Below are 13274 nucleotides of genomic sequence, written 5' to 3'. Positions count from 1 at the left end.
GAAAATGTTTATTTTTGTAGGTTGCACTTGGCAAACAATTTCAGGTTTCACGCTAACACAAGTTAGGCTGCCATAGCTCATTCTACATCCAGCATACCATCTAAACTCGCTTCTTCATGTACCTCTAGACTATGCAAATTGTTCTTCAATCTGTTCCAGGCTAATCGTATCGTAAACACTAATAGTATTTAAGCTTCTGTCTATTCTTTTAACTAATCCGCCAAGTACTTTTCCTGGACCACACTCAAGAATTAACTCGATACCATTATTTTTAAAAAGTTGAATTGTTTCAACCCATCGAACAGGACTGTATAACTGCTCCTTTAACTTTTCTCGTATATGCTGCGGCGAATGATAAATACTTAAATCAACATTACTCACCACATAAGTTTTGGGGTTTTTGAATTCAATTTTAGCTAGATATTCAGCAAAGGATGATGCAGCATCAGACAATAAAGGACAATGACATGGAACACTGACTGGAATCACTTTAGCCAAACGAGCCCCGGCTTCCTCAGCTAATCCTAATATTCGTGTGACTGCTGGAGTATGGCCTGCAACAACCACCTGTCCGATTGCATTATAGTTTGCAGGAGTCACAACTTCATTTGCTTCGCTGGCCTGATCACATAAAGTTTTTACTTGCTCATCTGTTAAACCAACAATTGCAGCCATAGAACCCAAGCCCAAAGGTACTGCATTTTGCATTACTTGTCCTCTACGGGCAACCAAACATGCGGCATCAAATAATGACAATGCATTAGCACACACCAATGCGGCATATTCGCCCAAGCTATGGCCAGCCATAATCATTGGCTGAGCAATATTATGTTGCATCAACACTCTATATACAGCGACATCAGCAGTAAGCATAGCGACTTGAGTATGCTCTGTTTGATTTAGTTTCTCTTCAGGACCATGTTGCACAAGTTTCCATAAATCATAACCTACTGCTTCTGATGCTTCTTCAAAAGTCTTTACAACAATAGGATATTGCAACTCAAAATCAGCCAACATTCCTACTGATTGCGAACCTTGCCCGGGAAATACAAATGCTGTTTTTACCATATCAAAAATAGCTCCGAACTAAAAAATTAATTCAAAAAAGTTAACTCAATAAATTATTAATAACGAATTACCATAGCTCCCCAAGTCATTCCACCCCCAAAGGATTCAATCAATAACAGCTCATCTCGCTTAATCTGATTGGTTCGAATAGAATGGTCTAGAGCTAAAGGAATAGACGCAGCCGAAGTATTACCCTGGCTACCGATAGTAACAATCACTTGTGACATAGGAAGGTCAAGTTTTTTAGCAATAGCCTGAATGATACGCATATTTGCTTGATGAGGAATTAGCCATTGAATATCCGATTTTTTTAAATGACTCACCTCTAAAACTTCATCAACAACATCACCCATAATCTTGACAGCAATTTTAAAAACCTCATTACCACGCATACTAATCGTAGCACGTTGATTATCAAATGTTGCATTACTAAGATTTAATAATTTTTCTGCATCATAAGAAGCATGTAACACACTACCCATAAGACCTTGTCTGTCACTGGCACTTAGAACTACTGCTCCGGCACCATCACCAAATAAAACACAGGTTGAACGATCTGTCCAATCCACAGCCCTGGACATACTTTCACTACCAATGACTAGGATATTTTTTGCGGCACCAGCTGCAATATACTGTTTTGCAATATCCATCACATAAACAAAGCCACTGCATGCAGCGCCAACATCAAAAGCAGGTATAGGTCGCTTAATTTTCAAAGCATGCTGAACATAGCAAGCTACTCCAGGAAAGAAATGATCTGGAGTGCACGTAGCAACCAATATCAAATCAATTTCATCAGCTTCCAAACCTGAGGCACTTAATGCCTGTTCCGCAGCTTTGGATGCCATATACGAGGTGGTTTCATAAGGTTGTGCAATACTACGACTACTAATGCCAGTTCGAGTAACAATCCACTCATCGCTGGTATCCAGCATTGACTCCAGTTCAAGATTGGTAAGTTGCTTTTCAGGAATATAACTTCCAGTCCCACGTATTACAGCATTTTTCATAACAGCAATCCCTGATTTATAAAATCATTTATTTGAACACGCACTAAATCAACTACATTATTTTTAACTTCAAGAACTGCTTGTTCAATAGCATGTTGAAACCCAATCTCATTGGCACCACCATGGCTTTTCACCACTATGCCATTCAAACCGAGCATACTTGCACCGTTATAACGAGAGGGATCAAAACGGTTTTTAAGATGCTTTAATGCCGGACGAGCAATTAAAGCAGAAAGTTTGGTATACCAATTCCTGTTAAATGACTCCATGAGTAAATTCACAAAAAGCTTTGCAAGGCCTTCACTCGCTTTTAAGGCAACATTACCCACAAAACCATCACAGACTACTAAGTCTACCTCTCCGGTATAAAAATGATCACCTTCAACATAGCCTACATAATTCATAACGTCACATTCAGCAAGCATATGTGCCGTACGCTTCACTTGATCATTTCCCTTCATTTCTTCCACGCCGATATTTAACAAGGCGATTTTCGGTTTGGATTTATTCGCTACAGCTTGCACTAATGCAGATCCCATAACTGCGAATTGAAATAAATGTTCCGCGCAAGAGTCTACATTAGCACCTAAGTCAATCACCCATGTTCTACCGCGCATAGTCGGCAGTTCAGAAACAATTGCAGGTCTATCGATTCCTGGTAAAGTTTTTAAAACATAACGTGCCGTAGCCATTAGCGCACCAGTATTACCGGCACTAACACAGGCCTGAGCCATGCCCTCCTTCACCAAATTAATGGCTACACGCATGGATGAATCTTTTTTATTTCGCAAAGCATGCGAAGGCAATTCATCCATAGTCACCACTTCAGAAGCATGTACTATCGAAAATTGATTTGAAGAAGTCATCCCCTGCTTTTTTAGAAATGCATGAATCTTGTCGTGAACTCCAACAAGAATAAGCTTCAAATCAGGGTTATTCTTTGCCGCACGAATACAGGCAGGAATCACAACACCTAAACCATGATCCCCACCCATCGCGTCAATTGCAATGGTGATATTTTTCAAGAAAATTACTCTTTTTCGTCTTCGTAAACGTTACCAGTATCAATGACCTTTCTACCACGATAATAACCATCTTCTGTCATATGATGACGACGATGTGTTTCACCAGTAGTTGCATCAACAGAAAGTGTTGGCTTGGTCAAAGAATCATGCGAACGACGCATGTCACGACGTGAGCGTGATTTTTTATTTTGTTGTACGGCCATTGTATTACTCCTAAACAAATTGCATTCATAAAGCGGGAATATTAGTGTTAATTACATAAAATTTCAATAATATTCATTTTTTTCCCGCTAAAATTTGATTTATTTCACTGCTGCAATCATTAATTTCCGGATGAAATTGTGGCGCGTAGAGATGTAACTCATCAATTAGTATATCTTCCAAACTCACTAGAAAATTTTCAGAAACAATACACTCGTAATGTTCCAATAACTGTTCTGCTCTCTCATCATTACGACATACAGCAACTACTGTTATATTATCATATGGAAATTTAAATTCGTCTAGACAACGCTGACATTGAATAGGCAACACACCCTTAACATGAAGATGAATCAGGTAAAAATCTTCCTTAACTTCAACATGATAGGTAATATCCAACTGACATGAAGAGGTAATAAAATCAGGTAAACGCTCACTGAGTGTCACAGTCTTAGTTTGTTGGCCTTGTTTAACCATTTCTTGTAAGTGGAGCATTATTGTCGTATCCTAAAGAGTTATATTTGTAAAAGGTCACTTCCAGAATTGTAGCCTGGGTGCAGCACCCAGGCTACAATTCTGGAAAAGTATAGAATATTAAGCGGTATCTTAATTTTATGAAAGCTAAAGTTATAGTTGGAATGTCTGGTGGTGTTGATTCCTCAGTTGCAGCGTGGTTGTTACAAGAAGCAGGCTATCAAGTAGAAGGCTTGTTCATGAAAAACTGGGAGCAGGATGATAAAGATGGATTCTGCCCTGCAGCTCAAGATCTTGCTGATGCTCAAGCCGTATGTAATCAATTACATATTCCTCTCCATGCGGTTAATTTTTCTGAAGAGTACTGGCAAAAGGTTTTCACCCATTTTTTAAGTGAATATGAAAAAGGAAGAACCCCGAATCCTGATGTATTGTGCAATAAGGAAATCAAATTTAATGCTTTTTTAAATCATGCGTTGAACCTTGGAGCTGACTATATTGCTACAGGTCATTACGCTAAAAATAAAATTGAAAGCGATATTGGACTTTTATATAAAGCCAAAGATCGTGATAAAGATCAAACCTATTTTCTTCATGCTGTAGATCCTAAAGCTCTGGCAAAAACTCTGTTTCCAGTTGGCGATTATACAAAACCTGAAATTAGAGAGTTTGCTAGGAAACTTGGCTTGGTGACACAAGCAAAGAAAGATTCGACAGGTATTTGTTTTATTGGGGAAAAGCGTTTTAAATCTTTTCTACAAGAATTTATTTTGGCGCAACCAGGCGAGATAAAGAGCACCGATGGTAAAGTTCTGGGTAAACATGATGGATTAATGTTTTACACTTTGGGTCAAAGACAAGGGTTAGGTATTGGTGGTTTACACGATTCAACCGATGATCCTTGGTATGTAGTCGATAAAGAAGTAGCTACCAATACATTATTTGTAGCCCAAGGCAGTCAACATCCAATGCTCTATGCACAAGGCCTGATTTGCGGTCCAATCCATTGGCTTGCTGATCGCAAAGATAATTTACCGCTTACCTGCTACGCTAAGACAAGATACAGGCAGGCAGAACAAGGCTGTATGATATCACCTCAGAATGAAAATCAGCATTATGTGATGTTTTCAAATCCACAAAGAGCAGTTACACCAGGACAATATGTGGTTTTTTATGATAAAAACCAGTGCCTAGGTGGTGCTACTATTGAACAAATTATTAGATAAATACATTATACTTGTATTATAAAACGGGAGTTAAAATGGCTGCTATTGATATATCCCCTGCTACCAGCACCAGCGACATCCACTTTACTGTTAGTGCGGCAGACAAAGTGGCTGAGCTAATAAAAGAAGAAGATAATTCAAATTTGAATCTACGGGTCTCAATTACAGGCGGAGGTTGCTCTGGATTTCAGTATGGATTCAGTTTTGATGAAGAAGTCAATGAGGATGATACGGTAGTTATTCAGCAATGTTCAGATGGCGTCTCCTCCGTAAAGCTTCTTATTGATTCAATGAGTTATCAATACTTGCATCAAGCTGAAATTGATTATGTCCAAGGCATACAGGGCGAACAATTTGTGATACGTAATCCCAATGCAAAAACAACTTGTGGCTGTGGCTCATCATTTAGTATTGATGATGAAGATGATTATTAAAATAAATCATCAAGGTGTAGAGGCAGAAAATAAATTTCACCTTGCTACACCTTGCCTTGTTCAATCAATAAGGTTTAATAATTACCTTAGTTCCTATATGAATAAAATTCTTACTTAACCATCTGGCATCACCAGGATGTACTCGCACACAGCCATGGCTCGCATTGTAATTGGGTACATCATAAGAACCATGAATTGCATAATATTTTGAGAAAAACATGCAATAGGGCATAGGTGAACCACCCTTACCCACTGGGTAACGACTGGAAACACACCCAGGACCACCTTTACTCCAAATTGTAAAAACTCCGCTCGGTGTTTTACATCCTCTATGTATGTCCTTACAATATTTTTTACCACCAGATCCTTTGCCGGTACGAACCACTTTACCATTCGAATCAATAGCCTTCCATGTAAGGGTATTGGGATTAAAAACAAAGGTATTTGCTGAAGCGGTGGAAGAATATAAAAGAAAACCGAATAAGGCAATGAATAAAAAATATGCTAATGATAATAAAATAGAACTTTGCTTTTCCATAATAATTCCTAACAATTTATCCATCTTCATCCTAATTCTAGTTCATTTTTTGATCAATTCAAATTATTTCCAAGCAAAGAAGTGATATTTGTTCTACTATTAAGTGAAGAATATTAAAAGGTATTTCAATCATGACTAAACAAATGTTTACTGCTTTTTGTATTACACTAGGATGTATGTTTATTTCGTTCACTTCAAATGCAGAAGACAAGGCTGATAGTTCTACGAGCAGTTCTACTGGGAGTTCTACTGACAGCGCTACTGATAGCATATCGAAAGAGAGCTGGTTAAAATCAGTTACACCTTTATTACCTGATCTCATTTGTAAAGGATTTCAGAATGACCCTCAATTAAAAAAACGACTTGATGAAATAAAAATGACTTTTGAGCAATGTGTAGCCAAAATCCCAGATAGTGTCAGTAAATGTCAGCAAGATATTTATGCGAGTATTCCTGAAAAAATTACTAACGATAATGCAGGAGTATGGGGAAAGGCGCTTGGTGAGTGTATTGGTAAAGATTTTGCAATAAAATACTTAGTTCCCAAAAGCTAGTTAAATCCACTAAGTTCAATATAAAAGGCATGGAAATGCCTTTTATATCACTCAACGAACATTATGAGTAATGTATAGGAAATACGGCTCGAAAACAGGATATAATGCGTCCAAATATCAGTTATCGCTCCAGTGATTAATACCTGACTTTTTGTGCAACAAATCAACAAATGATTGATGCAATTCCAGTTCTGCATTATCTGCTAATAAAACAACAGGATTTGCCAAATGGAGTGCTGCAATTTCTTGCGTTTTGACTTTAGCCTGACTTGATGTTTCTTCAACCTCTGCAAACAAGCTGGTTTGACCACCAGTCATTGCCAAATAAACATAAGCAAGGATCTCGGCATCAAGCAAAGCGCCATGGAGTTCACGATTAAAATGATCGATGGCATAACGTTTACATAAAGCATCCAAACTATTTCGTTGCCCAGGATATTTTTCACGTGCCAAAACGAGTGTATCAATAATAGGACAAAAGTCTTCTAACTTCTTATTCCATTTAATCAGCCTCAGCTCAGAATTGAGAAATCCAACATCGAAGGGAGCATTATGAATTATCAATTCAGCGCCAATAATAAACTGCCAAAATTCATCCGCCTTTTCTGCAAATAAAGGTTTATCCTGCAAAAATTCATCACTAATACCATGGACGCGAAAAGCACCCTCATCAACCGGGCGCTCTGGATTGAGATAGACATGGAAATGTTTGCCGGTTAATTTTCTATCTATTAATTCGACACAACCTATTTCAATCACACGATGACCATACTCATGCCCTATACCCGTAGTTTCTGTATCTAAAACAATCTGGCGCATTATTTACTCACTTAACTCTTCAATTGCTCGGTTAGCCAAAGAATCAACCAAATCATTTTCCACATGACCTGAATGTCCTTTTACCCAGTGCCACTTGATTTTGTGGCACGAAGCCAATTCATCTAATAACTTCCAAAGATCTGCATTCTTCACAGGCTCCTTTTTGGAATTACGCCAACCGTTTGATTTCCAGTTAGCCAACCATTCCGTCATACCTTGTCTCAAATACTGAGAATCAGTATATAAATCAACGGTACAAGGACGTTTTAAGGCTTCCAGACCTTTAATCGCGGCCATGAGTTCCATACGATTGTTCGTAGTATGCCCCTCACCTCCGTATAAAGTTTTTTCCTTTCCTTTATAACGAAGCAATACTCCCCAGCCTCCAGGTCCTGGATTCCCTTTACATGCCCCATCGGTATAAATTTCTATACTCACATTCATCCCTAATTTTTATTCCACACGTGGAAAAATGGCGTGGCAAATTCCTCATCGAATATTTTTTGCTTGATTATGGCAATATCAGGTGCAAAAAATCGATCCGTATCGTAAGCTGCTACATTAGAACGTATACGTTGATGAAATTTTTCTAATAATGTTGATGATTTTAGTGGTTTATAAAATTCAATTCCCTGTGCAGCTGCTAATAACTCAATAGCTAAAATAGTTGCAGTATTATCATTCATCTCGCGCAACCGTCGGGCAGCACTGGTTGCCATAGATACATGATCTTCTTGATTTGCAGATGTTGGAAGACTATCTACTGAATGTGGGTGAGCAAGAGCCTTATTCTCACTGGCACAAGCTGCTGCCGTAACATGAGCAATCATAAATCCTGAATTTAAGCCGCTTTCTTTAGTGAGAAAAGCAGGTAAACCACTAAAGTTTTTATCAATGAGCAGTGCGATGCGTCGTTCAGCACCTGCACCTATCTCAGCTACAGCCAAAGCAAGATTATCCGCCGCCATCGCAACAATCTCCCCATGGAAATTGCCTCCCGAAATAATTTGCTCTTGTTCATTAAAAACAAGTGGATTATCAGAAACAGCATTGATTTCAACGTCTAAAGTCTTTCTTACGAACCGAATTTGATGCAATATTGCACCCATAATTTGGGGCTGGCATCTTAATGAGTAAGGATCCTGGACTCGTGCGCAATGACGATGTGCCTCGCGGATCTCACTTCCAGCTAATAATTCTCTATAGCATGTTGCTACATTTTGCTGTGCCTCATGGCCTCGTACTTTTTGAATTCGTTCATCAAATGGTACATCACTGCCATTTGCCGCATCCACCGATAAAGCACCAGCAACCAGTGCGGTTTCAAACAAAGTTTCTGTAACAAATAAAGCATTTAATGCTATAGCTGTAGAAGCTTGGAGTCCATTTAAAAGAGCAAGTCCTTCCTTCGCTTCCAATTCAATTGGTTTTAAACCCGCGATTTTCAATCCCTCAATCGCACTAATTACTTTTCCTTGATAACGAACGTCACCAACCCCTAATAAAGGTAAAGACATATGAGCTAACGGGGCTAAATCTCCAGAAGCACCTACCGAGCCTTTAGCTGGAATGCAAGGGTAAACTTTATGATTGAATAAAGAGATTAATGCTTCAATCAGTTCCAGACGAACTCCAGAATACCCTTGAGCCAAATTGTTTATCTTAAGCAGTAAGATTAAAGCAACAACTTCATCAGACAACAGCTCACCTGTTCCGCAAGCGTGGGAAAGGACTATATTCCGCTGTAACTGTTTCAGGTTTTCCTCCGAGATCCTCTGATTCGCCAATGAACCAAAACCTGTATTAATTCCATATACTGTTTTCTTATCAAGAATTACCTTTTTAACTGTTTGGTGCGATGCATGAATCCGCTCAAATGCCTCTTTAGCAAGAACACAATGCAATTGCTGATTTAAAATGTATTTGATTGACTGCAAGTTCAACTCGCCAGGTTGAAGAATAAAAGATTCTTGCATTAACTTACCTCCTTAAATATGGTTGTGTCTTTTTGACCCAACGTGAGATCACAACTAGAACCAAAAGTTTGTTGGATAAAAACCCGAACAAAGGTTGATCTAAGATTCCATAGGCAGCCAAAGTGAGTTTTCTTTAGCACATTTTTTTGCAAGTTCATACCCTGCATCCGCGTGACGCATGACCCCGGTAGCCGGATCATTATGGAGCACTCTTGCCAAACGTTCCGCAGCTTTATCTGTGCCATCCGCAACAATCACAACTCCAGCATGTTGTGAAAATCCCATACCTACTCCACCACCATGATGGATGCTAACCCAAGTTGCACCACTCGCACAATTTAGTAAGGCGTTGAGTAAAGGCCAATCAGATACTGCATCGCTACCATCAATCATCCCTTCAGTTTCACGATTAGGGCTTGCTACTGAACCAGAGTCTAAATGATCCCGTCCAATCACAATGGGTGCTTTAACATCACCCTTACGAACCATTTCATTAAAGGCTAATGCTAAACGAGCGCGATCTTTTAACCCAACCCAACATATACGCGCAGGTAATCCTTGGAACGCAATTTTTTTCTTCGCCATATCCAACCAATTATGCAGATGCTTATTGTCTGGAATTAATTTTTTAACCATTTCATCAGTAGCATAAATATCTTCAGGATCTCCTGATAAAGCAACCCATCTAAAAGGTCCTATTCCTTCACAAAATAAAGGCCGGATGTAAGCAGGAACAAAACCTTCAAATTCAAAAGCATTTTTTTCTCCCGCTTCAAAAGCCATTTGTCTTATATTATTTCCATAATCAAAAACGGGAATGCCTCTTTTTTGGAATTCAAGCATCGAATGAACCTGTACGGCCATAGACTCTTTTGCTGCAGTAACCACCTCTTCCGGCGCAGTTTTACGCAATTTTGCTGCCTGTTCTAAAGTCCATCCAGCAGGAAGATATCCATTTAAGGGATCATGAGCACTCGTTTGGTCAGTAACTAATGCAGGAGAAGCTCCTCGCTGAACCAACTGCGGAAAGATTTCTGCAGCATTTCCTAAAACAGCAACAGATAACGGACTTTTCTTTTGACATGATTCATTAATCCATGCCAAAGCCTCATCCAAGTCCGATGTATATCGATCTAAGTATTTTGTTTTAATACGCTTTTCTATTCGTGATATATCACATTCAACAGCCAACACACTAGCTCCTGCCATGGTACCAGCTAAAGTTTGTGCTCCCCCCATTCCTCCTAAACCACCAGTTAAAATCCAACGTCCTTCTAAGCTTCCTGCATAGTGTTTGCGGGCAGCTGCAACAAAAGTTTCATAAGTTCCTTGTACAATGCCTTGTGAACCAATATAAATCCAGCTTCCTGCAGTCATCTGTCCATACATCATCAAACCTTTCTTATCCAATTCATTAAAATGCTCCCAAGTAGCCCAACGCGGGACTAAATTCGAATTGGCAATAAGAACTCGAGGCGCATCTTCATGCGTGGTAAAAACACCAACAGGTTTACCGGATTGAATTAACAGGGTTTGTTGCTCGTTTAATGTTTTGAGAACATCTACAATTTTGTTAAAACACTCCCAATTACGAGCAGCTTTACCCAAACCGCCATACACAATTAGGGAATCAGGGTCTTCTGCCACATCTGGGTCGAGGTTGTTGCACAACATACGTAGCGCCGCTTCAGTTAGCCAGCTTTGGGCTTGTTTTTCGTTACCTCGATTTGCTCTAATTACTCGATTTGCCTTGTAGTCTTCCATTAAGAAACACTCCGTAATGAAAATAAATAGAAGCATCATACACCAGAGCCATTTCCGAGCATAGATATCAATTTTAGTAGTGGAAAATTTGAGATAATTTTTTATGTGCTTAACTCGTTGCTGTCGCGTATTGTTTGAGATAATTTTAAGAAATAAAATTGAAGAAATTTTTTGCTTTTAAAACATCAGCAACGTATCATAATTTGCACTGTTTTTTCAATATCAAAATCACCTCTACACCAATGGGGTGTTATTTAACCTGACTTATGTGGCTTAAGGATAAAACCATGCGCAGAACGACCCAAAATACGTTGAGGAACAGGATACTGTTTGGCTTGTTATCCTGGCTGATGTGGACCGCAGCACAAGCGGCAAGCCCTCTGTGGATTATCCAGCCAGCAACAGGAAACAATCCCACCCAGACCGTACCGGAAAATGGAACCGCCATCATGCAGTATCTGGTGCACAACCAGTCTGGCAAACCTAAAAAGCTGGTCATTCAGCCGATTGCAGGGATTTCTCAAACCGCACCCTGTCAATTAGCCCCGAAAGGACAAGCGGGCAGCACCTGCACGTTAAATCTTGCCATTAACGGAAGTAGACTACCCAGAAACGGGGTGCATGGCGGCCCTGTAGTGTGTCAGGCCAATTCCGATGGCAGTCCCAATCCAAACCAATGTTATCAGCCAAGTCCTGCCAACAGCTTAAATATTACGCGCGGCCCCGCGGCTGGCGCCACAATCAATGTGAATCCTTCTGCTTTAAACTTTGTCGCTGGAATGAATGGAGTAGTCACGATAACGAACAACGTGTCCTCACCACAACCGGCATATAATCTCACCGCCGCCATTCCGGCCAACAGCAACATCAGCCTACAAAGCACCACCTGCGGTGCCAGCCTTGCCATTGGGGCAAGCTGTACCATGACCTTCACCGCTGTAGCAGCAGAGGGACCCACTCTCATTGGCATTCACGGCAGCAACACCAATACCGCCCATGTTGCAGTGACGGTTACGCCCGTACCGATGGCCACCATCAGTGTCAATCCAACCACATTACTGTTTGCTGAAAATTCAACAGGCCTTGTCACCGTGACCAATAGCGCAGGTTCTCCGGTTGCAGCAGAAAATATCGCCGCGACCATTCCTGGAGGCAGCAACATCAGCGTACAGAGTACGACTTGTGGTGCCAGTCTTGCGATTGGAGCAAGCTGTACGATTACCTTCACCGCTTCGGCAGCAGAGGGACCAACCACCATTCCCATCGCAGGGGGCAATACCAATACGGTGAATGTCGATGTGACCGTCACCAGTCAGCCGCAGATAAGCATCACCAACCCCATACAGCAAGAGCGGGTCGTTACCGTATCCGGAGCGGGGCTTTCTTTAGAAATCACCAATGATGCCGGCAGTGCCGTCAATGCCAATGCGATTACGGTCAGCAATATGGCAGCCTGTCCCAACCTGTCCGTTGACGACAGCAATTGCGCCAGTGTGGCACCTGGAGCCACCTGCACGCTGGAATTGACTTCCAACACCCCTTACGCGCCCTGTACGATTACCGTCAGCGGCAGTAACACAGCCAACAGCCCGCAAACTTTGATTGCCTTTTTTCATTTAGGAGGATTGGTATTTGAGGAAAGCGGAGGCAGCGGCAAAGTCGTTATTGATGTCGCTCAAGGTTTTGATAGCCGATGGACGAGTTTTTATACAATTATAGCTGGCGCAACAAGCCTGGATGATGGGGTTGCCAATACCGATGCCATTGTCGCTGATGTAGCTTGTACTGGCAGCCCTTCTGAGTGCGCGGCCCAACGCTGCCGAGACATCAGTGCAGACTGGTATCTTCCGGCAAGAAACGAACTGTCTGCAGTCCATAGCGCGTTGTGCTCCAACCTTGCAATCCCTTGTAACTTTGGCGGGTTTTCAACCGCGTTCTACTGGAGTTCGTCGCAGCTCGACCTCACCATCGCGAGGGGCGTGATCTTCCCGTCGGGTAACAGCATCAACATCAACGATAAGTTCAGCGAACTACCTGTTCGTTGTACCAGGACTTTTACCCCTTAGCCCCTTTATCTCTTTTCTTTTGAGGCAGCGAAGCTCTGAGTGATCCTCTCATTTTTGAATCGCTAAAAAAAAGATGCAAGCGATGGAAACTTTTGATCTAATAAGAGTTCCTACACAAT

14 protein-coding genes are annotated in these 13274 nt (G+C 40.9%); 4 read left to right on the top strand and 10 right to left on the bottom strand.

Annotated elements, in window-relative coordinates; all coding sequences use genetic code 11:
* Positions 1–129: 129 nt before the first annotated feature.
* The 5 genes from fabD to Lani_RS07325 all read right to left on the bottom strand — a co-directional run bounded on the left by fabD (position 130) and on the right by Lani_RS07325 (position 3799).
* Positions 130–1068, bottom strand: coding sequence for an ACP S-malonyltransferase (fabD, locus tag Lani_RS07345; RefSeq protein ID WP_019232160.1), 939 nt, complete (start codon positions 1066–1068; stop codon positions 130–132).
* A gap of 56 nt (positions 1069–1124) precedes the next feature.
* A complete protein-coding gene (locus Lani_RS07340) occupies positions 1125–2078 on the bottom strand; it encodes a beta-ketoacyl-ACP synthase III (protein ID WP_019232159.1) in 954 nt (317 codons plus the stop codon).
* Positions 2075–3103, bottom strand: coding sequence for a phosphate acyltransferase PlsX (plsX, locus tag Lani_RS07335; RefSeq protein WP_019232158.1), 1029 nt, complete (start codon positions 3101–3103; stop codon positions 2075–2077). The genes Lani_RS07340 and plsX overlap by 4 nt, the downstream gene beginning before the upstream one ends.
* 5 nt (positions 3104–3108) lie before the next feature.
* On the bottom strand, positions 3109–3306 hold the full coding sequence (gene rpmF / locus Lani_RS07330; protein WP_019232157.1) for a 50S ribosomal protein L32: 198 nt from the start codon (positions 3304–3306) through the stop codon (positions 3109–3111).
* 73 nt (positions 3307–3379) lie between these two features.
* Positions 3380–3799, bottom strand: a complete 420-nt coding sequence (locus Lani_RS07325) for a YceD family protein (protein WP_019232156.1) — start codon at positions 3797–3799, stop codon at positions 3380–3382.
* 119 nt (positions 3800–3918) lie between these two features.
* Here Lani_RS07325 and mnmA point away from each other — a divergent pair, with 119 nt between their 5' ends.
* On the top strand, positions 3919–5004 hold the full coding sequence (mnmA, locus tag Lani_RS07320; protein WP_019232155.1) for a tRNA 2-thiouridine(34) synthase MnmA: 1086 nt from the start codon (positions 3919–3921) through the stop codon (positions 5002–5004).
* A 35-nt stretch (positions 5005–5039) separates the two neighbouring features.
* A complete protein-coding gene (erpA, locus tag Lani_RS07315; protein WP_019232154.1) occupies positions 5040–5438 on the top strand; it encodes an iron-sulfur cluster insertion protein ErpA in 399 nt (132 codons plus the stop codon).
* 64 nt (positions 5439–5502) lie between these two features.
* On the opposite strand, the gene Lani_RS07310 is transcribed toward erpA, so the two are convergent.
* Positions 5503–5976: a L,D-transpeptidase gene (locus tag Lani_RS07310; RefSeq protein ID WP_040521935.1), complete on the bottom strand. Its 474-nt coding sequence runs from the start codon at positions 5974–5976 to the stop codon at positions 5503–5505.
* A gap of 131 nt (positions 5977–6107) precedes the next feature.
* Here Lani_RS07310 and Lani_RS07305 point away from each other — a divergent pair, with 131 nt between their 5' ends.
* Complete coding sequence (locus Lani_RS07305) at positions 6108–6530, top strand: hypothetical protein (protein WP_019232152.1); 423 nt, start codon at positions 6108–6110, stop codon at positions 6528–6530.
* 117 nt (positions 6531–6647) lie between these two features.
* Here Lani_RS07305 and dnaQ read toward each other — a convergent pair whose 3' ends face one another.
* From dnaQ to hutU, 4 genes are all read right to left on the bottom strand, one after another.
* Positions 6648–7349 (bottom strand): DNA polymerase III subunit epsilon, encoded by a 702-nt coding sequence (gene dnaQ / locus Lani_RS07300; RefSeq protein ID WP_019232151.1) that lies wholly within the window; start codon positions 7347–7349, stop codon positions 6648–6650.
* Positions 7350–7352: 3 nt separating this feature from the next.
* Positions 7353–7787, bottom strand: a complete 435-nt coding sequence (gene rnhA / locus Lani_RS07295) for a ribonuclease HI (RefSeq protein WP_040521933.1) — start codon at positions 7785–7787, stop codon at positions 7353–7355.
* An 8-nt stretch (positions 7788–7795) separates the two neighbouring features.
* Positions 7796–9325 carry a histidine ammonia-lyase gene (gene hutH / locus Lani_RS07290; protein WP_019232149.1) on the bottom strand — a complete coding sequence of 510 codons (1530 nt, stop codon included), beginning with the start codon at positions 9323–9325 and terminating at the stop codon, positions 7796–7798.
* Positions 9326–9424: 99 nt separating this feature from the next.
* The gene (hutU, locus tag Lani_RS07285) at positions 9425–11089 is read right to left on the bottom strand and encodes a urocanate hydratase (protein WP_019232148.1); all 1665 of its coding nucleotides are present in this window, start codon (positions 11087–11089) and stop codon (positions 9425–9427) included.
* A gap of 287 nt (positions 11090–11376) precedes the next feature.
* Between hutU and Lani_RS20750 the strand changes: the two genes are divergently transcribed.
* Positions 11377–13155, top strand: a complete 1779-nt coding sequence (locus Lani_RS20750) for an Lcl C-terminal domain-containing protein (RefSeq protein WP_019232147.1) — start codon at positions 11377–11379, stop codon at positions 13153–13155.
* The last annotated feature ends 119 nt before the right edge of the window (positions 13156–13274 follow it).

It is taken from the genome of Legionella anisa, from assembly GCF_001467525.1.
GTDB lineage: Bacteria > Pseudomonadota > Gammaproteobacteria > Legionellales > Legionellaceae > Legionella > Legionella anisa.
Note: the sequence above shows the minus strand (reverse complement) of the source record. Positions and strands in the feature narration are given on the sequence as shown.

What these genes read in the sequence shown, in the direction of transcription:
- dnaQ (WP_019232151.1), bottom strand. Translation starts at nt 7,349, where the DNA reads ATGCGCCAGATTGTTTTAGATACAGAAACTACGGGTATAGGGCATGAG.
- mnmA (WP_019232155.1), top strand. Translation starts at nt 3,919, where the DNA reads ATGAAAGCTAAAGTTATAGTTGGAATGTCTGGTGGTGTTGATTCCTCA.
- fabD (WP_019232160.1), bottom strand. Translation starts at nt 1,068, where the DNA reads ATGGTAAAAACAGCATTTGTATTTCCCGGGCAAGGTTCGCAATCAGTA.
- Lani_RS07325 (WP_019232156.1), bottom strand. Translation starts at nt 3,799, where the DNA reads ATGCTCCACTTACAAGAAATGGTTAAACAAGGCCAACAAACTAAGACT.
- Lani_RS20750 (WP_019232147.1), top strand. Translation starts at nt 11,377, where the DNA reads ATGCGCAGAACGACCCAAAATACGTTGAGGAACAGGATACTGTTTGGC.
- hutH (WP_019232149.1), bottom strand. Translation starts at nt 9,325, where the DNA reads ATGCAAGAATCTTTTATTCTTCAACCTGGCGAGTTGAACTTGCAGTCA.
- Lani_RS07310 (WP_040521935.1), bottom strand. Translation starts at nt 5,976, where the DNA reads ATGGAAAAGCAAAGTTCTATTTTATTATCATTAGCATATTTTTTATTC.
- rpmF (WP_019232157.1), bottom strand. Translation starts at nt 3,306, where the DNA reads ATGGCCGTACAACAAAATAAAAAATCACGCTCACGTCGTGACATGCGT.
- Lani_RS07340 (WP_019232159.1), bottom strand. Translation starts at nt 2,078, where the DNA reads ATGAAAAATGCTGTAATACGTGGGACTGGAAGTTATATTCCTGAAAAG.
- Lani_RS07305 (WP_019232152.1), top strand. Translation starts at nt 6,108, where the DNA reads ATGACTAAACAAATGTTTACTGCTTTTTGTATTACACTAGGATGTATG.
- erpA (WP_019232154.1), top strand. Translation starts at nt 5,040, where the DNA reads ATGGCTGCTATTGATATATCCCCTGCTACCAGCACCAGCGACATCCAC.
- hutU (WP_019232148.1), bottom strand. Translation starts at nt 11,089, where the DNA reads ATGGAAGACTACAAGGCAAATCGAGTAATTAGAGCAAATCGAGGTAAC.